20 protein-coding genes and 1 riboswitch are annotated in these 20,275 nt (G+C 37.3%); of the genes, 16 read left to right on the top strand and 4 right to left on the bottom strand.

Going from position 1 to position 20,275, the window contains the following annotated elements; all coding sequences use genetic code 11:
• Positions 1-90: 90 nt before the first annotated feature.
• From ABFG93_RS00600 to ABFG93_RS00555, 10 genes are all read left to right on the top strand, one after another.
• The gene (locus tag ABFG93_RS00600; protein ID WP_347550056.1) at positions 91-471 is read left to right on the top strand and encodes a hypothetical protein; all 381 of its coding nucleotides are present in this window, start codon (positions 91-93) and stop codon (positions 469-471) included.
• A gap of 286 nt (positions 472-757) precedes the next feature.
• Positions 758-1,759 carry a DUF3895 domain-containing protein gene (locus tag ABFG93_RS00595; RefSeq protein WP_347550055.1) on the top strand — a complete coding sequence of 334 codons (1,002 nt, stop codon included), beginning with the start codon at positions 758-760 and terminating at the stop codon, positions 1,757-1,759.
• 80 nt (positions 1,760-1,839) lie between these two features.
• A riboswitch (SAM riboswitch) is annotated at positions 1,840-1,950 on the top strand.
• A 406-nt stretch (positions 1,951-2,356) separates the two neighbouring features.
• Positions 2,357-3,277, top strand: coding sequence for a UDP-N-acetylmuramate dehydrogenase (gene murB, locus ABFG93_RS00590; RefSeq protein ID WP_347550054.1), 921 nt, complete (start codon positions 2,357-2,359; stop codon positions 3,275-3,277).
• Positions 3,278-3,449: 172 nt separating this feature from the next.
• Positions 3,450-4,034 (top strand): YdhK family protein, encoded by a 585-nt coding sequence (locus ABFG93_RS00585; protein WP_347550053.1) that lies wholly within the window; start codon positions 3,450-3,452, stop codon positions 4,032-4,034.
• Between the two features lie 268 nt (positions 4,035-4,302).
• The gene (locus tag ABFG93_RS00580; protein WP_347550052.1) at positions 4,303-4,632 is read left to right on the top strand and encodes a four-helix bundle copper-binding protein; all 330 of its coding nucleotides are present in this window, start codon (positions 4,303-4,305) and stop codon (positions 4,630-4,632) included.
• 197 nt (positions 4,633-4,829) lie between these two features.
• Positions 4,830-5,813, top strand: a complete 984-nt coding sequence (locus ABFG93_RS00575; protein ID WP_347550051.1) for a F510_1955 family glycosylhydrolase — start codon at positions 4,830-4,832, stop codon at positions 5,811-5,813.
• A gap of 377 nt (positions 5,814-6,190) precedes the next feature.
• Entirely contained in the window at positions 6,191-7,576 is a 1,386-nt protein-coding gene (locus tag ABFG93_RS00570; RefSeq protein ID WP_347550050.1) for an ATP-binding protein, read from the top strand.
• A gap of 1 nt (position 7,577) precedes the next feature.
• Positions 7,578-8,252 (top strand): response regulator transcription factor, encoded by a 675-nt coding sequence (locus ABFG93_RS00565; RefSeq protein ID WP_347550049.1) that lies wholly within the window; start codon positions 7,578-7,580, stop codon positions 8,250-8,252.
• Between the two features lie 270 nt (positions 8,253-8,522).
• Positions 8,523-9,419, top strand: coding sequence for an NAD(P)/FAD-dependent oxidoreductase (locus ABFG93_RS00560; protein WP_347550048.1), 897 nt, complete (start codon positions 8,523-8,525; stop codon positions 9,417-9,419).
• A 135-nt stretch (positions 9,420-9,554) separates the two neighbouring features.
• A complete protein-coding gene (locus ABFG93_RS00555; protein ID WP_347550047.1) occupies positions 9,555-10,355 on the top strand; it encodes an alpha/beta fold hydrolase in 801 nt (266 codons plus the stop codon).
• 102 nt (positions 10,356-10,457) lie between these two features.
• Here ABFG93_RS00555 and ABFG93_RS00550 read toward each other — a convergent pair whose 3' ends face one another.
• Positions 10,458-10,754 (bottom strand): hypothetical protein, encoded by a 297-nt coding sequence (locus ABFG93_RS00550; protein ID WP_347550046.1) that lies wholly within the window; start codon positions 10,752-10,754, stop codon positions 10,458-10,460.
• Between the two features lie 264 nt (positions 10,755-11,018).
• Here ABFG93_RS00550 and ABFG93_RS00545 point away from each other — a divergent pair, with 264 nt between their 5' ends.
• The gene (locus ABFG93_RS00545; RefSeq protein WP_347550045.1) at positions 11,019-11,234 is read left to right on the top strand and encodes a hypothetical protein; all 216 of its coding nucleotides are present in this window, start codon (positions 11,019-11,021) and stop codon (positions 11,232-11,234) included.
• 43 nt (positions 11,235-11,277) lie between these two features.
• Here the strand turns inward: ABFG93_RS00545 and ABFG93_RS00540 are convergent, their stop codons facing one another.
• A complete protein-coding gene (locus ABFG93_RS00540; protein WP_347550044.1) occupies positions 11,278-12,375 on the bottom strand; it encodes a CdaR family transcriptional regulator in 1,098 nt (365 codons plus the stop codon).
• 151 nt (positions 12,376-12,526) lie between these two features.
• Here ABFG93_RS00540 and ABFG93_RS00535 point away from each other — a divergent pair, with 151 nt between their 5' ends.
• The 3 genes from ABFG93_RS00535 (at position 12,527) to larA (ending at position 16,195) form a co-directional block, all read left to right on the top strand.
• Positions 12,527-13,690: a glycerate kinase gene (locus ABFG93_RS00535; protein WP_347552711.1), complete on the top strand. Its 1,164-nt coding sequence runs from the start codon at positions 12,527-12,529 to the stop codon at positions 13,688-13,690.
• Positions 13,687-14,811, top strand: a complete 1,125-nt coding sequence (locus tag ABFG93_RS00530) for a 2-keto-3-deoxygluconate permease (protein WP_347550043.1) — start codon at positions 13,687-13,689, stop codon at positions 14,809-14,811. The genes ABFG93_RS00535 and ABFG93_RS00530 overlap by 4 nt, the downstream gene beginning before the upstream one ends.
• Before the next feature lie 121 nt (positions 14,812-14,932).
• Positions 14,933-16,195, top strand: a complete 1,263-nt coding sequence (gene larA, locus ABFG93_RS00525; protein ID WP_347550042.1) for a nickel-dependent lactate racemase — start codon at positions 14,933-14,935, stop codon at positions 16,193-16,195.
• 763 nt (positions 16,196-16,958) lie between these two features.
• Here larA and ABFG93_RS00520 read toward each other — a convergent pair.
• Together ABFG93_RS00520 and ABFG93_RS00515 are read right to left on the bottom strand one after the other, a co-directional pair.
• Positions 16,959-17,183, bottom strand: a complete 225-nt coding sequence (locus ABFG93_RS00520; RefSeq protein ID WP_347550041.1) for a hypothetical protein — start codon at positions 17,181-17,183, stop codon at positions 16,959-16,961.
• Positions 17,184-17,338: 155 nt separating this feature from the next.
• On the bottom strand, positions 17,339-18,511 hold the full coding sequence (locus ABFG93_RS00515) for a tyrosine-type recombinase/integrase (RefSeq protein ID WP_347550040.1): 1,173 nt from the start codon (positions 18,509-18,511) through the stop codon (positions 17,339-17,341).
• Between the two features lie 294 nt (positions 18,512-18,805).
• Between ABFG93_RS00515 and ABFG93_RS00510 the strand changes: the two genes are divergently transcribed.
• The gene (locus tag ABFG93_RS00510) at positions 18,806-19,201 is read left to right on the top strand and encodes a hypothetical protein (RefSeq protein WP_347550039.1); all 396 of its coding nucleotides are present in this window, start codon (positions 18,806-18,808) and stop codon (positions 19,199-19,201) included.
• Positions 19,202-19,755: 554 nt separating this feature from the next.
• Positions 19,756-20,175, top strand: coding sequence for an NUDIX hydrolase (locus ABFG93_RS00505; RefSeq protein WP_347550038.1), 420 nt, complete (start codon positions 19,756-19,758; stop codon positions 20,173-20,175).
• Positions 20,176-20,275 lie beyond the last annotated feature (100 nt).

Below are 20,275 nucleotides of genomic sequence, written 5' to 3'. Positions count from 1 at the left end.
ACACCTAAATGGGTGTGTTTTTTTTATACACCTTTCCTAGTCTCCCGAATAAAGTAGAAACAACCGGTTTTAGCATAAGGAGCGAAAGAAATGAAAGGTTTATTCGTTGTTGGTGTCCTGATTGTCTTCTGGGTTGTATTTGGTTTAAAGGGAGATCGCCTGCTGAAAGATCCGCCGTTTGTAATGGATGAAGACGACATAGCGACAATGTCAGGATACAATCATGTTCATGCCATTATGGAGAAAGAGGAACTTGTGAGATTGGATATTTATGATCAAACAAAGCAACTTATTAAAACATACACTCCATCTCAACTTGGTGAGTTGTATCCCTCAGGGAGCTTTCAAAGTTTGATTTCAGATAATGACCGATTTTATCTTGTTTATAAACAGGATAATGACATCGAAGTTAAAAAAAGGATCGTTGTAGGAGCGAGAGGGTCGTTAACATTTATGCCAGAACGGTATTAATATAGCAAATCATATTGTATGTATCTCAGTAAGCCTGGAGATACTTTTTTCATGTTCACTTTCCATTAGCCCAATCTATTAGCTTTTTCCTTAATTTACTCTTCTTATTAGATTACGACTCGGGTAATCTTGGGAATATTGAGTTCTTGATTTTTAAAAAAGTCTTACGGTGCTAATTTCCCCGTTTTTTACATGGATTTCCTCTATTAATTTTTAATTCTATGCACCCAAACAGAAGATATTTACTGTTATACTTGCGTTACTATCAATTCAGGAAGTGATTTAGATGAAAGAGACCCTCACGACAACAGAACGTGATCAATTATTTGGGGACTTATCGAATGATCAGCAACATTATGTTTTAAATTATGTTAAAACAGCTAAGAAAACGATATTCGCTACTATACTTGCAAGCTACAAGGGAAGAAACATCCCTCAGGGTGCTTCAGAGCAAGAAATAAAGATGCTACTTGACGATTGGGTATTAATAGATGTTATAGATGCAGGATATGTTTCAGTAGATCACCAATGTGAATGTGGACAAGCCCTAAGATACCAGTATATTGTCAGGCACGTTCAAACAGGTGAAACACGCCATTTTGGGATTGATCATTTACAGGATCATATAGGATTATCACCGATGATCGCGAAAGATGTCATCAATGGCTTTGAGAGAGTGGACGATGAGGTAGAAGAGCTTTTAGTGAAAAAAGCACTCGAAGAATCAACCTATGATATCCCGCTAGAAATGGACTTACCTTCGGATATTCGTGATTTCATTGAGCTTCAACTGCCACTACTATCTCGTCAAGAAAAAATACTGAAAGGCTTAATAAGAGCACATCGTGAAGAATTAGAATCGGTTGAACGTAAAAGCACGATACCTGAACCATTTGTTCAAAAACCAGAAAGGCCAGAGCCAGCATTAGACCAAGAAGAAGAGGCACAGGCCGCATTTGATTTATTCGCAGAAGAAGTTCCTGCTTCTGTTTCCCCAGCTGAGAAGCAAACGCAAAAAAACACGCATGTGGTCGGAGATCTTTCTTTTATTATTCAGGAAGCAATTGATACTTACATTGAAAGGGGAATTGAAAGTGCGTTAATGATCTGCGAACTTTTAATTAAAGATAAGAAAACATTAGATAATAGATACTCCACGCAAAAGCCGAAGGTTTATTATTCTGTGTGTACGTATTTAGATTCATTTGTTCAGCAGCGAAGGATGACAGTTCAATCGAACGGGAGGGAAGATCGTATTTACCGTCTAACACAAAAGGATTCATGTTAGATACAAAGCTTCCTCATATTTCGTAATTTCTTTCTATTATCCCATCTATAATTTTAACCATGTTAAAAATTGAATCTACACTTTTATTAAGAGCGGCTGAGGGATTAGGCCCTATGATGCCCGGCAACCTTTCAAGTAAAGCTTGAAGATGGTGCCAAATCCTACAGACTGAACTGTCTGGAAGATAAAAGGAGGATCATGCGATAAAACCCATTTTCTATTTGGTAGTGATGACTCACTTAAAGCAAATAATTCGGGCTATCGTACTAAAGCATAGTCAGAATGAGACCTCCCTATTATATGTGGAGCTCCTTTTTATTCCTTTTTAGGCACGAACACTATAACACACCTTTCTACATATTAATTACTATAGAGACTTTGAATAAAAAGTCCTCTTCACTTAAATCAAAATCACATCCAATCTTTACAAAACAAGCAGTTCCTTTGGCAAATTGGCCATATTCAAGTTCAAATTGTGTTATTATTTTAATTGTGTTTGAATATTTCAGTAGGACTAGAATCTCTAAAGGAAGCTTCTAGATACTCGCGAAATGTTAATACTACTAAAAAGAACTTGTTCAATAAGTGAGGTAAGCCATGGATAACAAACGTGTTTTAAATGAACTAAGAACAATTCTGCCATCAGCAGAGCTGAAAATAAACGAGCCTTTAAATGAATATACCTACACTAGAATGGGTGGACGTGCTGACGTTCTCGTATTTCCACGATCGGCCGAAGATGCGAGAGCAGCGGTGGAATACGCCTACAATGCTAACTATCCTTTAACGATTCTTGGAAAAGGCTCTAATGTAATTATTCAGGATGGTGGCATACGGGGCATCGTATTGAATCTTTCGTCGTTGAACACCATCCGTAGAACAGAGGACAAAGTGTTGGCCCAAGCAGGGGCACGGATCATCGAGGTGTCCGAATTTGCATTGCACAGTAAATTAACAGGACTTGAATTCGCATGTGGCATTCCAGGCTCTGTAGGCGGTGCTGTCTATATGAATGCCGGTGCATATGGTGGAGAGATTGCCGACTGCCTTGAAAGTGTGCTTGCCGTTACGAAAGAAGGCGAATTGGTTCATCTGGGTGCAGGTGAACTCGATCTATCCTATCGTCACAGTAATGTAGAAGAATCGGGTCTTCTTGTTCTTGAAGCCACCTTTAGTTTAAAAGAAGGAGATCAGGCTGAAATAAAAGCCATCATGGACGATTTAACTGAGAAGCGTGAAACCAAACAACCGCTGGAATACCCATCATGCGGAAGTGTCTTCAAACGCCCTCCAGGTCTCTTTGCTGGTAAATTAATTCAGGACTCAAAACTTCAAGGAACGCGAATCGGCGGGGCAGAAGTATCTAAAAAACATGCAGGATTTATCGTTAACATCGACAATGCGACAGCAACCGATTACTTAGATGTCATCCATCACGTGCAGCGTACAGTGAAAGAGAAATTTGATGTTGAACTCGAGCGAGAGGTTCGTGTTATTGGAGAACCACCCGAGAAGTAATTTTGATAAGCAGCGTATCCCAATTAGAAGGGGGATACGCTGCTTTTTTAATTGAATATGTTATTAATATTGAGAAATTGACTTTCCTGCACAATAAATCCATGATTTGGGTGTAATGTTGATTCCGCATCATAGCTTACACTATGAAACAGAAAATTAAAGGAGGATATTTATGAAAAATAAAATGATGATGCTCGGCATCCCATTCCTTACTTTTGCATTCATACTGGTGGGGTGCGGAAATGACAGCGAGAATTCCAAGCAGGAAAATAGCGAGGAACAATCAAATATGGAATTAAGTTCCAAAGACGACATGGATCACATGGATCATTCGGGTTCAGGGAAAGTTCCTGAGAATTTAGAAGAAGCAATGAACCCGACTTATGAGATTGGTAGTCAAGCAATTATTGAATCTGAGCACATGAGTGGAATGGAGGGTGCTGAAGCAACAATAAAAGGCGCATATAAAACGACAGCCTACGTAGTTTCCTACACTCCGACAAACGGAGGAGAAAGAGTAGAGGATCATAAATGGGTCATACATGAAGAAATCGAAAAGACTAGTAACGAACAGTTTGAATCCGGTAGTGAAGTCACGTTAAATGCCTCTCATATGAAGGGCATGGAGGGCGCGAAGGCGACCATTGATTCTGCTAATGAAACAACTGTATACATGATTGATTATACGCCGACAACTGGTGGTGAAAAAGTATCAAACCACAAATGGGTGACAGAAGATGAGCTTTTTACAAAATAGTCTGAATCCCTAAGTATGCTATTTATTATGATCAAAAACCTGTATTAAGTTTCAAGGCTAACCAGGCTGCTAGAGTGAGAATGGCTTTTTTAATTTGACAAATATTAAGTGATTCCAATCAAGTCAATTATATATTCCCCTGAAATATGGAGAATTTGTGCAGAATTAATGAAATTCCCTTTTAAAGGAATTTAATTGAAAATTAAGTTTAACATCTAATTTTCAGGCTAATAATAAAGTGCAAACAAATTTAGAGGAGGAATGTAAAATGTCACATGAAAAATATGGTTCCGTAATTGAGACGCTTCATGAGTGTATGACCGCTTGCAATCACTGTTATGATTCTTGTTTAAAAGAAGATGATGTAAAAATGATGGCTGATTGCATCCGACTGGACAGAGAGTGCGCCGATATTTGTGGTTACTTAGAACAAGCTCTTGTTAGAGGGACACCTTTTGCATCTCAACTTGCAGAAGTATGTGCAACGATTTGCGAAGCATGTGGTAATGAATGTAAGAAGCATGATCATCAACACTGCCAGCAGTGTGCAGAAGCTTGCTTTAAATGCGCGGAGGAATGCAAGAAGTTAGCCTCATAATAAAAGAGCAAATCAATTTTCTATATAATAAACCTGCTTATACTGTATAAGCAGGTTTTTTGGTGATTTTTATATACGTTTTCCATGAAGAATGATCGTTGGTGATAAGGTTGAGCATATAAAACGTGCACAATTCCTCCATACTTTTTTGATAAAATATGAAAGGATTGAACCTAAAAAGTTGAAAAGGATGAAGTATGGTGAATAAAGAATGGATTAGTGTTCTTGGAACAACGATTTTACTTGTTACTGCGGGTTGTCAGTATGATAAAGAAGCACCGTCTGAAAATAACCAAGAGGTTGTCGAAAAGGAAGAGGGAGTTACCGAGCTCGTCTCTTTACAAGAATCTAGCTTATATAAAATGTTGGAGGATAAACAAATCGAGCATGTGCATGGGATCGGATATCCTGGCAATCGAAATGAGCTCTTCATTGCGACCCATAACGGTCCAATTGTTTATCATAATAATTCCTGGTACGAAGCCACAGCAAATAAAAATGATTACATGGGTTTTACTGCAGTATCTGATGGATTTTATAGTAGTGGACATCCAGGCAAAGGTTCCGACCTCCCTAATCCACTTGGATTAATTAAAAGTTCTGATAGAGGAAAAACATTACAAGAACTCGGGTTCCAGGGGGAGTCGGATTTTCATTATCTAGCAATAGGCTATGAAACTCATGCGATCTATGCTGTGAATCAACAGAAGAATAGCAAAATGGATATGGGTGTTTACTATAGTGAAGACGCAAAAGAATGGAAAAAAGTTCAGCTAAATGGGACGCCGGATCAGGTAGGTGGAATTTATACCCACCCACGTAATTCAAATGTGCTGGCCATTACATCCCCAATGGGTTTATATGTCTCAAATGATCAAGGTAATTCATTTGAGCGAGTAACAGAAGAAATCGGAATTAGTACAGTTGTATTTCTTGAAGATAAACTTATTTATGCCGAGCAATCTCCTAATAATCAGCTAGTCATTCAGGATCTAAGTAATGGTGAAGAAAAGGAAATCTTAATGCCCGAGAACGAAGTAGAAACGATTGATTATTTAGCTATCAACCCGCAAGACGAGAAAGAGATTGTTTTTCACACGATTAATGAAACAATCTATCGAACAACCGATTCTGGTGAAACTTGGAATATACTTGTTGAGCAGGGGCAAGTTGTAAAGTAAACGGTACATACTATTTACTTATTCACCTGAACCCCTTCAGAATATTTCCTCTCGCAGGACACTCCATTTGCATCTCAACTCGCAGAAGTAAGTGCTTCCATTTGCGAGGCGACATGAAATGAATGTAGAAAAACGAGCCTCCAAATTGAAAGGATTGTGCTGTTGCCTGCTTCAAGTGTATAGACAAATGTAAGAATTCATCATCTTAGTCTAAGAACATAACGAAATGAACCTGCTTATAACCAAGCAGGTTTCTTTGTGTATACAAAAATCTTAATAGCTTAAAGCTATAAAATTCTCAAATAAAACTTATGAGACATGATGCACAGTTTCTCGATATAATACTGATAGAATAGCTGTTGTTAAAGGAGCTCAAAATGACATTTAGAAGGAAAAACAAACTCGCAACAAAGTTAGGGCTGTTGTTCCTCATAAGTATATTGTTTCTTGAAGGGATTTTATTTGTTGTGCTTTATTTTGGTTTTCTTAACGAACGGACTAAGGCCGAAACCGACGCTTTGCTAGCACGTGGGAATAGCCATAGAGACGTTCTTGAGAAGCACTTCGATTCCGATACAAGAGAGCACGTTGCTTTGATGGAATCAGAAGCAGAAACGGAAGTTGTCATCACAGATCAAGAGAATAACATTCTAGTCCATTCCAATGAGCTAACATCTGCTGTTCAACAAACAATTAAATCTTCTAATACCATCCCATTTGAAGGGGCAATTATTGAGGGTAATTGGATGAGGGAACCAATCGTTGCAACAGGGTCACCAATTATGAAGAATAATCAAGTGATTGGTTATGTTTATATGATTCTAAACACTCAGGGAATTAGAGATGTACGAGACCATTTAACATCACAATTTCTAATTGTAAGCGGTCTGGCCTTATTCCTTACTGTTATAACCATCATTTATTTATCGCGCTTCATAACGGAACCACTAATCCATATGAAAGAAGCCACACAGAAAATGAGCTTAGGAGAACATGATGTATTTTTAAAAGAAGACCGTAATGACGAACTAGGCGAATTGGCGAGAGCCATTCAGAGCTTATCAGATGACTTGCTTCGATTAAAGAACGAGCGAAGTGATTTCCTTGCAAGCATCGCTCATGAGTTGAGAACACCATTAACCTACTTAAGTGGATATGCCGATATTACTAAACGGGAAAACCTCTCTCCAAAAGAAAGGAACACTTATCTATCCATTATCAAAGAAGAATCAGAAAACTTAACAGCCCTTGTGAAAGATTTATTCGATATAGCAAAGATGGATCAAAAAGGTTTTGTAATTGAACGAGAAAAAATTGATTTATGTACCCTTATTAGACAAGTAAGAGAGAAGGTAACCCCAGCTTTTGAAAATAAAGGAATATACCTTCTCATTTCCTGTCAGAAAGACATTCACATAACCCTGGATCCTGGACGAATTTCCCAGGTACTACTCAATCTTCTTGATAATGCTCTTCATTACACAAAGGAAGGAAATACCGTTCTAATTGATACCTCTGTGAATAATTCTACGGTAGAGGTGAGTGTAATCGATGAAGGAGAAGGGATACCAGAGAAAGACCTTCCTTATATCTTTGATCGTCTTTACAGAGTAGATAAGTCCCGATCCCGGAAATACGGCGGTTCAGGGTTAGGACTTGCGATTGCTAGAGAAATTATCGAAAATCATGGGGGAAGTATTTCAGCATTAAGTCATGAAGGAAAAGGGACAACGATAAAAATTGTTTTACCAGGAGATGATTAAAATGCCGCACATCCTAATCGTTGATGACGAAGAACGAATGGTAGATTTAATTTCCCTCTATTTAAAACCGCATGGGTATACAATATCGAAAGCATACACTGGAGAAGAAGCGCTTCAACTCTTACAGGAAAACAAAATTGATCTTGTTTTATTAGATATTATGATGCCGGAAATGGATGGTTGGGTAACATGTAAGGAAATCCGCAAACTTTCAGATGTACCCATCATTATGCTGACAGCAAGAGAACAAGTTGAAGATATTGTGAAAGGGTTAAAATTAGGTGCCGATGACTATATGACTAAGCCGTTTGAAGAGCAAGTGCTCCTCGCTAGAATAGAAGCTGTTTCACGTCGACTGCACCAAACCAATGGTAGCTTCCTCAATGTTAAGGGACTGATGTGGGACAGTGAGAAACATCTGGTAACTTATAAAAACCAGGTCATTTCCATGACACCACTAGAGTTTAAGCTTCAAGGACTCTTTATGAAAAATCCTGAAAGAGTATTCAGTCGAGAGCACCTAATCCAATTAATATGGGGATTTGAATCCAATACTGAGGGAAGAACCATTGATTCACATATTCGCAATTTGCGTGAAAAATGTAGGCAAACAGGATTTCCCATCGACGATTACCTAAAAACCATCTGGGGTGTCGGTTATAAGTGGAAGAACTAGTTAGCATTTATTGCGTTTAATTATGATTAGACTCCAATACTAAATAGCTGCCACGATAATATGTGGCAGCTATTTTTTTATTGTATAAGTATTTGTCGTTAGGGCACTAGTTGGACCTAGCCAGATAAAGCAGTAGGTTTAGCCACTATATGTGAGTCTCTATTTTTATGAAATAGTTATATTCGTTATCGATCTTCACATAAAAGGTATCGAATTTTGATAATAGAGGAAAAGTAAAGAAGAAAAGTAAAGAAGAAAGAGGGACAAGAGATGAGGTACGATTGTATTATTATTGGTGGGGGAATTGCTGGACTTCAGGCTGCGATCCAACTAGGAAGATACAAAAGAACTATACTGACGATCGATTCGGGTGATGGGCGTTCCACACTTTGCAGAAACTACAAAAACATCCTTGGATTTCCTAACGGGATAAGTGGGCAGAGTTTACGTGCGGCTGGTGTTCAGCAAGCAAAACAATACGGAGTAGAATTCTTTCAAGACACCGTTACACACCTACATAAAATCGAAGATGGTTTTAAAGTTAACACCTTTAAGAATAAAACATTTCAAGCCAAAACAATTTTACTTGCTACAGGAGTGAAAGATAATATCCCTAAAATTCCTGGTATTAGGCCATGTCTTGGTCTCTCTATTTACGTTTGTCCGGATTGTGATGGATATGAAATCTCAAATCAAAAAACAGTTGTTATGGGGAGCGGAGATGTCGGTGCATCTATGGCTTTAACCCTTCTATTCTGGAGTTCAGATATCACGTATATTAATCATAATGGGAAAGATCTCTCTTCTAAATGGCTACAAAGACTTCAAGAAAATAATATTTTAGTCGATACATCTGAGATTAAACAGGTTCTACATGAAGACGGGGAATTTTATGGAGTGGAAACAACCGATGGTAGAAAAATACTAGGTGAAAAGAGTTTTGTTGCTTTTGGAGGTAATCATGTTCGCTCGGAGTTAGCCTTACAGCTTGGTGCCCAATCACTTAAAAATAACCATTTATATGTTGATCCCAAAACGAAAATGACGAGCGTAAAGAATGTATGGGCAGCTGGAGATACCGTCGCTCATTCAGAGCTCGTAACAGCAGCTATGGGAGATGGATCCCTCGCAGCGATTTGGATACACAAAACATTGATGAGTGTTTAGTCATTATTTTAAATACTTAACGAAGATATATGATATGGTGAAATGCGGTTATGGGCTGTCATAAATAGTGTATGACAAAAGAACGGCATTACACGTATACTAGAGGTCTATGTTCGCAACAGAGAGGAGACAGAGATGTTAGATTACCAGTATCACCACAAATATAATAAAGAAACCATCGTTTTATTGCATGGGTTAGGTGGCAATACGACGATGTTTCATAAACAAATGGATGCTTATAAAAAGCACTTTGATGTATTAGCTATTAACTTGCCCGGACATGGGAACTCACCGTGCCCAACAAGCTATACTCAACCTTTTTCTTTTGCCATCATTAATAATGAAATACTTGACACTCTAGATACCCTAAACATTAAGCGCGCTCACTTTGTAGGAATATCAGTTGGGGCCATTGTCGTCCATGATTTCCTACAAAGGAACCCTGAACGTGCCATTAGTGCTGTACTCGGGGGATGCATCACTCGTTACAATGCCTTCTCCGCATTTTTGCTTTTTGCAAGCAACCTTTTAAAAAATGTGATACCTCACATGTTGTTATATAAAGTGCTTGCTCATATTATAATGCCAAGAAACAACCATAAGATCTCACGTGATTTCTTCGTTAGGGAAGCCCAAAAGATAGACAAAAGTCGGATTTTACCCTGGGTGGATTTAGTTCAACATGTTCGAACGACATACGTTGATGTTCAAAAAAATAGTAAGAACGTACCTAAACTTTACATATCAGGTGCCGAAGATCATTTATTCGTCAAAGCGATTCTTGAGGATACAAAGAAAGATCAAAGCTCTGAAAGGCTTATTCTCGAAAAATGCGGCCATGTCTGTAATCTTGAAAAGCCTCGGGAGTTTAATGATGCTTCCTTGAAATTTATAGGAGAAAATAAACGAAACGAAGTGCAAAACTATCCTGTCTAACATGTTGATAATAAAAGCTCAAAGGAGATGGAAGCTAATAATCCATATGATAAAAGCAGCTTCTATTAAGGAGCTGCTTTTATCCATATCAAACGTATAGATTTACCTACCGCGTCTTTCTTCTGATGGTTCTTCATCTGGATCTGGCTGTTCTTCATCCATGTTGAAAGGTGTATCAGGCTCATTAGGTTGCCTTGTATTGCGAGGATCAGTATCAACATCTGGACCTCTATTATTATTGTTCATGTCAATGTTCTCATCATTGCGAGTCGGTTCATACCTAACATCCTCAGGTTGCTCATTCATGTCATTGTTACCGTTGTTTCCACCTGCACAAGCCGATAGCATGCTGACTGAAAGTGCAAGAGACATGGTAAAGAGCATTAATTTCTTTTTCATGAGATAACCTCCATTTTGATTTTGTATAGCGTTTATTAATATTTACTGTGATTTATTTTTTACTCACTAACTGCTCAAGTTCCATATTGGTAATTTTTATATCAACCAGGTAAAAGGCACCAGTATATTAAATCTCAGGTTACTTAAACTAACACGTGTTTCTACAAGTGGTTTAGAAACAAATGTTTTAAATTCTTAATAAGGAAGTGAGCTCACGTGAATAATAAAAAACGAACCAATCAAGGTAGAGGTAGAACGGCAACAATGGTCGCATTAAGCGCATTAGGCGGAGCAGCAGCTTATGGTTTAACTAATCGAATTCGAAACGGTAATGGAAATGATACGTTCCAACAACTTTCTCAGAATGTAATGGGCGCGATGAACAATCAACAAACTAAAGGCCAGTCAAATGCAGGACAGGGGATAGATAACCAAGCAATTGAACAATTTACTAATGCCGTAAAAGACGATTTGATTTAACAAGAAATAACCCCCAGAAATTGGGGGTTATCTTTAATTAAAATCAAGTTTCGACTTTATTTTTATGAGAGATCCATATTGCAAATTGGAGAGTTAATGCATCTCTGAAGCATTTAGGATCGTATCCGGTTTCTTCTTTTATTTTATTTAACCGATAAATTAAGGTATTACGGTGGATATACATCTCATCAGCAGTTTGTTGGATTTTAAGATTTTTCTTAAAGAAACATTCTATTGTCTCTGTATACTTTAAAATCGAGTTATTGATAATTCTCTCTGAAAACCTTTCTGCAATATTGGGCTTAATTTGATAGAGTAAAGCTTTCGCTTCTATGTCAGCAAATGATATGATTTCTTGATCTTTATCGCTAATTTCAAGTGCAAGATCACAATCTTTATAAGATTGGCTAAATCTTTCGATTATCTGAAAAGGAATACTATAAGAAAGTCTGAAACTAAGGGGCAATTTTTTAAGTTCATAGTAAAGTTTCTCGAGCTGTATTTCAGATTCAGATTCGGTAATTCCATAACAAGTAATACACAAGCGATTAACATTAATAAAGCCTACAAGTGGATCCTTTTCGCCAAGTATTTGTTCAATTTTCTTTATCAATGCGGTGTTAGAAATACGCCGCTCAGTCATTTGAATGATATAGGTAATATATGGTGGACTTAAAGTAATTCCTAGTAAATTCAAACCCCGATTTACATGTTCGAAAGAGGGATCTGCCTTTATCAGTTCTTCAATAACCATTTCTTTTGTTCGTTGCTTCCATTCCATTTGGGAGGCGATGTATTCTTGTTTAATCATAAGCTCTGTTGCCATTTTAACCACTCCACCAACGTCTTCCATATCATCAGGATTGCCCGTTATGCCAATAACTCCCACAATTTGGTCTTGAAAAGAAATTGGTAAATTTAATCCAGGCTGAGAACCTCTCCACTTGCCATCTTCATTAGGGAAAATTTTTAATGGCTCTTGTTGCTTTAGAACTTCCAGTGCTCCTTCATGAATATGGTCGATTCTTGTAGTGTTCCCTGAAGCAATAATCACTCCATGGTGATTCATGATATTCACATTCCGATTTAGACGTAATGAAGTTTCAATTACGATTGTTTTCGCAATCTCTCGAGTAAGCATTTACTGTTCCTCCTATTAATTTAGCTAATACTTACTAAAATTTCAAAAAAATCAGTATCTTTTTTATACAATATACATAAAGAAATTCACAGTCAAGAAGCTTATAATAATAGACAACGAATTGAAAGCGCTTTCTATAAGAGGTGATATGTTGAAAATTGTAATAGCTCCAGATTCATTTAAAGGCAGTTTAAGTGCTATGGAAGCAGCAGAGGCAATTGATCGAGGCATTAAGAAAGCAATACCTGAAACTGAAACTGTTCTTCTACCAATAGCAGACGGAGGAGAAGGGACACTAGAAACTCTCGTAGCAGCAACGGGGGGGTCAAAAAAGAAAACGGCTGTAACGGCCCCACTTGGTAACAGTGTTCTTTCCGAATACGGAATACTTGGAGACAACAAAACCTGTGTTATTGAAATGGCTAGTGCATCAGGATTGGGACTAGTTCCAAATGAAGAACTAAACCCTTTAGTTACTACCACCTTTGGTACCGGAGAACTTATTAAACAAGCTCTTGATGATGGGTTTACGTCTTTCATTCTTGCTATTGGAGGTTCAGCAACAAATGACGGTGGGGCAGGTATGCTTCAAGCGCTAGGAATTAGACTTCTTGACGAAAAGGAAAATGAAGTTGGTTTTGGTGGTGGAGAACTAAATAAAATCACCTCAATTGATGTAAGTGGATTTGATGAACGTATAAAACACAGCACGTTTCTCATTGCTTCAGATGTACAAAACCCTCTCATAGGCCTTGAGGGTGCTTCTCATGTTTTTGCACCCCAGAAAGGCGCGACAAAAGAGATGGTGAAGAGATTAGATAACAGTATGATGAACTGGGCAGATGAAGTAGAAAAGGTAACTGGTGTACATCTTCACGACAAACCAGGTGCTGGTGCAGCAGGAGGGATTGGAGGTGCGTTTCAAGCCTTTTTTCCTTCGAAAATGAAACGTGGTATTGACGTAGTAATTGAGTTTACTGGACTGTATGAATCACTTTCCAAAGCTAACCTTGTAATTACAGGCGAAGGCCAAGTTGATTTTCAAACCGCTTCTGGAAAAACTCCAATGGGTGTGGCACAGGCAGCTAATACACTGAATATCCCAACTATCGTAATGGCAGGGTCTGTCGGAACTGGAATTGAGGTTTTGTATCAATTTGGTGTGGTGAGCGTCAATAGCATTATAAATCAGCCTATGTCTCTAAATGAGGCGATGGAATATGCTCCTCAACTTTTGGAAAGGAGTACAGAACAGGTTATAAGATCTTATTTTCATAATCGCGTTTATAACAAACAAGGGGGTCTTGTTTTATGAAGATTAAACAGACGATTGAAAAAGTTCCTGGCGGTTTAATGGTAGTTCCACTTATGTTTGGTGCACTCTTTAACACCATTGATCAAATGCATCTTCCAGTTGTTATGAACTTTTTGAAAACACTGGGTGTCGCACCTACATCAGAAGGCTATTATGAGTTGTTAAGAATTGGTGGCTTCTCAGAAGCTTTGTTTAAAAACGGAGCATTGGTTTTAATTGCACTTTTCCTCTTTTCAGCAGGTAGTCAGATGAATTTGAGAATCGGTGGTGCAGCACTTAAGAAAGGGTCATTGTTGATCGTCAGTAAATACTTAACAGGTTTATCGGTTGGTATTCTTTTCGGGTATTTCTTTGATCCAATGTCAGGCTTGTTTGGATTATCGACACTTGCGATCATAGCAGGGATGACAAATGGAAACGGTGGCATGTATGCCGCGTTAACTAGTCAATACGGAAACCGATCAGATGTTGGAGCAGTAGCCATACTTTCTCTTAATGACGGACCATTTTTAACATTACTTGCGTTAGGACTACTCGGTTCAAGCTTTCCTGTTATTGCCTTTATCGCGGTTCTACTTCCGATCGCAATCGGTATGATCCTTGGAAACCTTGACCCTGAAATAAGAGAGTTTCTTAAGCCAGGTGAAATTTTACCAGTACCATTCTTTGCATTTGCGCTCGGAGCCGGTATGAACCTTGCAAGCTTCTTTAATCCAGATGTTGTTGCGGCTGGGTTAACAATCGGTATTCTTACGACTGTTCTAACAGGCGGGGCTGGTATACTTATTTTCAAATTGTTTAAAGAAAAAAGCTATATCGCTCCCGTTTCTGAAGCTTCTACAGCTGGAAACGCTGCTGCGACACCAGCCGCTATAGCCGCAGCCGCTGCAGTAGCTGCTGGATCAGGAATGATGTCTGCTTCCGAAGCAGCATCGTTTGAAGCAATTGCTGCTGTTGCGACGGCACAGATCTCTATCGCAACCCTTACAACAGCTATCCTTTGTCCAATTGCGGTTATTTTGGTGGATCGTTACCAGAGAAGCAAAGGGATCGACGGCAAACTTGAGACGAATAAAGGTAAAAAGCAAGAAAAAAACGACAAAAACGCCCAATCTGCCTGAGTCCGACTTGGATTAACTCAATTATTTTGAGTCAGTCCTTTTCCATTTTATGTTTTAATAGAGATGTAGAAAAAATAGGGTAACAGTAATGTAGAATTAGATGAAATGGGAGGGAGTTACTATGGAAACAACATTGCTATACGGAAAAGATGGTCTTTCAATTAATATACCTGATAATTCGTTCATGGTAGAGCCCAATAACCTTGAAGGGTTACCAGAGACAAACCGTTCTATTAAGGAAGCGCTTCAAAATCCAATTGGAACATCACCTTTAAAAGAAGTGGTAAAAGCAACGGATACAGTTGCAATTGCAATTAGCGATATTACAAGACCTACACCAAACCACATCTTAATCCCTTTACTTATTGAAGAGTTGAACCATGTGCCACTAGAAAACTTTGTGATTATAAACGGAACAGGAACACACCGTGATCAGACACGTGAAGAATTTATTCAAATGCTTGGAGAATGGGTCGTTGATAACATCCGAATCGTGAACAACCAGTGCCATGATAAAGATTCTCTTGTAAACCTCGGTGAAAGCAAATTTGGCTGTGATGTGTATTTAAACAAAGATTACGTGGAAGCGAATTTTAAAATTGTAACAGGCTTCATTGAACCGCATTTTTTCGCAGGATTTTCTGGTGGGCCCAAAGGAATCATGCCAGGAATTGCTGGTATTGAAACCATCATGACATTCCATAATGCAAGAATGATCGGTGATCCTCTCGCAACATGGGGAAATATGGAGAACAACCCTGTACAGGAGATGACTCGAGAAATTAACGGCATGTGTAAGCCTGATTTCATGTTAAATGTAACCCTAAACAGAGAAAAAGAAATTACGGCAGTATTCGCAGGCGAGCTTTACGAAGCGCACGATAAAGGGTGCGAATTTGCAAAAGAACATGCAATGATTAAATGCAATGAGCGATTTGATGTGGTTATTACATCTAACTCTGGATATCCGTTAGATCAGAACTTGTATCAAGCAGTAAAAGGAATGAGTGCTGCTCACAAGATTGTGAAGAAGGGTGGGGCGATCCTGGTCGCTTCCGAATGCTCAGATGGACTTCCGAGTCATGGAAACTACTCGAAAATATTTGAAATGGCGGATAGTCCTCAGGCACTGCTTGATATGATCAACAACCCGGAATTTAAGATGTTTGATCAATGGCAAGTACAGAAACAAGCGGTAATTCAGGTGTGGGCAGACGTTTATGTGTATTCTAAGCTAACAGATGAGCAGGTTAAGGGAGCTATGCTAAAACCGATATCTAACATTGAAAAACAACTGGATGAGTTAAAGAAAAAATATGGAGAAAACATGTCGGTCGCTGTATTACCGTTAGGACCATTAACCATTCCATACGTGGAAGAATGAGATGGTGTGATAACGTGAATGATGTAAGCTGGCCTCGAATCTCTTGATGTACAGGGGGTTGAACCCCTTTAATTAAATATTGACTGGATTTTGACTGGTTCTCTCAAAAATTACGTCTAAAATCTCAGAAGCCTCTCCCACTGCAGACCTGAAGCACCTAAAATAAATCGATCATAAGCTTGATTTAAGCCAAATTAGGGACCAATTTGATTCATATATGATGTGTCCTCTTGCCATTTTATTAATAATTCAAATAATTTTTAGCAGTATTATTACAATCATAATTTGAAAGTAATCCTATATAAATTGCTTCAATGTAGTTATTAAAAATTTCGTTTGGAAACTGTCCCTTTTTATTATTTAAAGAATCAATCCCATTACTCTTTAAGTACCGAAGAAACTCATAATTAAATTCTTTATATATAATCCTAATGTTGCATAAGTAGATAAAAAATCTCCGGTAGTAAGATTGAAGTTATTGTCTTCTAAATGTTGAAGTAATAATGGAATATCCACATCATCCCAGAAGGAGGCACTTTTCAATGCACTTAGGAATTCATATAAATCTATAGTAGAATGAATTCTCCGATTGTTGAGAAAGGATGTCTTTAACTAAGTTTAATTTTTCTCCTTTTTTGAGTTGGTATAATACTCTATAATTATTCGTTCCATATTGCCTTTTAAAGTTTTCAATAACGGCCGAATTTTTGACTGAATTAATATATATATGAAAGAAGAAGAGGGGTTTTTCAAATTTCGTACTCTACCAAGCATTGGCAGCAGAAGCGTTTGTTGCAATACTTTCAATTTCTAGAATCATCAAGGGAAATTTATGCCCTTTTTCTAAAAACCAAGCCACATCAATTGCTTCTTTAGTTATTCCTTTTTCCACCGGATATTCCGAATTTACATAATAACCCAGCACTTCTCCTAACATTTGTAGATTTTCTATCAAATTAATCCCTGGAGTTTTGCTATGAATACCCAATTAGACCTCAGTTAAATTATAATTATGTAAATATTACCAAATGATTATTCATAATTATTTATATAAGTGAAAAAGTAACTAAATAAAAACCCGTATATACACGGTCCTATACCGACCAATTGTATATTCGGGCTTCTATAACTTCTTTATATTATTCAATATAATGCATCTTTCATTAGCTCACTGAACTTTTCCGATGCTTTTTGTTCCATGTTATTAGTAATATGAGCGTAAATGTTCATGGTCGTATTGATATCCCCGTGCCCTAGCCTTTGCTGGATCTCCTTGGTTCCTACTCCAGCCTCTATTAGAAGAGAGGTATGTGTATGTCTAAAAGAGTGAGGGGTGACATTCTTTTCTATACCACTGAACTTTAACAGACGTCTCATCCTGTTTTCAACCGTTTTTATAAAGTCTGGGTAACCTGGGTTATTAATCTCTTTTGCAAAAACAAATCCCAGATCTTTATATTGATTCCCAAGTGCTAATTTCATTTCCCGTTGTTGGATACAGTATTTTTTTAATTCACAGATTACCTGATTGTCCATTTTGAGAGTGCGAGTTGATCTCTTGGTTTTTGGTGTAAGTAGTTGATAGTTTTTTGTATTATTACTCGGATTGTAGTAAGTTTTAGTAATTCGGATTGACCCGTTTTCAAAATTAACGTCGTTCCATTTTAGTGCCATTAACTCTCCTACACGAATACCACTATAAGCCAAAGTTAAAAACATAACATAGTCTCTATCCAAGCCTTTTTCCTTGGCAGTCTTTAAAAAAGCTATTAGTTCATTTTTTTCTAGGAATTTTAGAACCTCTTCATTTTGTTCAATTTCTTCTACTGTTTCAATTTTCTTAGGGATTTTTGCGAATTCACTTGGATTTAACTTAATTAGGTTATATTCCAATGCTTTTTTAAATAACATACGTCCAGTCGTGTGAATGCCATAGAGAGTATTGTGAGCATATCCCTTTTCGTGAAGACTATTGAGTAGTGCTTGATATTGTTTTCTAGTAATGTCAGATAGCTTCATTTTGGAAAAATATCTTTTAAAATGAATTATTTCCTTTGACCGAACTCTATGGGAACTGACTTTAGAATTTTTCGCATAGAATGTAAGCCATTCATCTGCAAATTCACTAAAATTGATGCTATTCTCATCTAAATAAGTTCCATCTCTTAATTCCTTCTCAATTTCTTCTGCTTCAATTCTTGCATCTGTTTTTCTAGTAAAACCACTCTTAGTTTTTGTCTTTCTTTTTCCTGATAAAGGGTCAATCCACTCAATTTGATAAGACCACTTAGTCCCTCTTTTTCTTAAGTAAGCCATTGGCATTCCTCCCATGTACATCGTAAATTAAATAGGAGGTTTATAATGGTACAATTTCAATAAAAGGGTTGACTAGCGTTAACTACAGTCCTCAAATATATACAAAAGTGTTATTTTTTATTGCTCATTCGGCATACTATTGGTTTTAATTTTTCCTGTATTATGGAATAAGTTGTTGAGTTTTATAGTCGGATTTGAAATAATTGGTATTCCATAAAAGGGCAGGATAACGGAATAACAAAAATTAACATAGAGCATAAAATTGGACATACCCTCTAATAGGAGGTGTTCAATTTGAAAAAGAGTATAATTGGTCTTGTCATAATTGTTTGTATAGCTTTTGGTGCATATTTTGGTTTTAATTACAACTCCGAAGAAAAACCAAATTTGCCTGAAAGTGAACAAATCGTTGACCCTGAGAATATAGGAAGGGAAATGTCTCTATTACAGTTGCAAGTTATGGAAGGCTTAAAAGATAATGGTATAGTGGGAGATATTCTTACTGATTATCAAGAGTCTATAACCATTCAAACTTCCATAAAAAGTTCTGATAAGGATGCTGAGGCTTTAAAAAGTGATATAGAGGAAACAGTAAATGAAATATTGAAGTCGGAAGAACTTAAATCCGTGTCTAAAGTTGATTCATATAAGATTTATGTTAGTAATAAAGATGGTGAAATAATCAAATAAAACATTATATTCATCCTAAAGATGGAATGAATTTTTAACAATCAGCTAGCACCTGCTGGTTGATCTTCTATTAAAGAGGAGCTTTAATAGAAGACTACCTTTTATTTTTGGAGGATGTATATGTCGTTTGAACAATGTCAAAACGTTACTTCTTTGATGACGGATTTTAATAAATCGTGGTTTATTGCCGGTGGTTGGGCTAGTTTGGAAATGGTTTAAAACCAAGGAGTATCAGCACTTAGAACGTATGTCATAATCTATAAAGTGATTCTACTAAAATACAGGAGGATTTATCATGTTAGGAATATACAACCTGGAATTGCCACAGATGATAGTGTTGTTGTTCATTACATAGAGCAAGAAGTTAGTAAAATAGTCAGTTCAAGACCTAATGCTAAAGCATATCAAGTTTCCTTTGATGAGAAGGTTATAGAGAAGGAATTACAAACAAAATTTTTAGGGAATTCCTAAACAATCGAGGAGCGATTACCGCATACTTAGGTAATCGCTCTTTCCAGTAAATTTTTTATTAGACAATTAAAGGTGGTTTAGAAATGAAACGAGTAGATGTAGTATATGCGTTTATTTTTGACCCATTAAAACAAAAAGTATTAATGGTGAATAATGCGCATTCAACTTGGTCATTGCCAGGTGGAGCAGTTGAATTAGGAGAAACCTTAGAACAAGGAGTTATTCGTGAAACAAAGGAAGAGACTGGTTTAGAAATTGAAGCAGGGCCGATTCTAGCAGTTAATGAGGCATTTTTTACAAAGCAGCAACATCACGGTTTAATGTTTACATTTCAAGCTACTGTTATTGATGGAGAGGTTCAACTTGAAGATAAGAATGAGATTACTGAGATACAGTGGGTAGACATTAATACTGCTAACGAGTTAATGCCCTACCATAAAAAAGGAGTAGAGGAATTACTGAAATCTTCTTCAGCTTACACTTTTCAGGGGAATGTTAACTAGCAAACTAGATAATAAGGCACAGCCCTTATTCGATAAAAGAGGAGCTTTTCTGTAATAAGATAAGCTCCTTATTTTATTTAGTTGTGTAAATGAAGTTGTT

It is taken from the genome of Pseudalkalibacillus hwajinpoensis (genome assembly GCF_039851965.1).
Lineage (GTDB): Bacteria > Bacillota > Bacilli > Bacillales > Guptibacillaceae > Guptibacillus > Guptibacillus hwajinpoensis_E.
The sequence above is the reverse complement of the archived record's forward strand: the minus strand, read 5'-3'. Positions and strand labels throughout refer to the sequence as shown.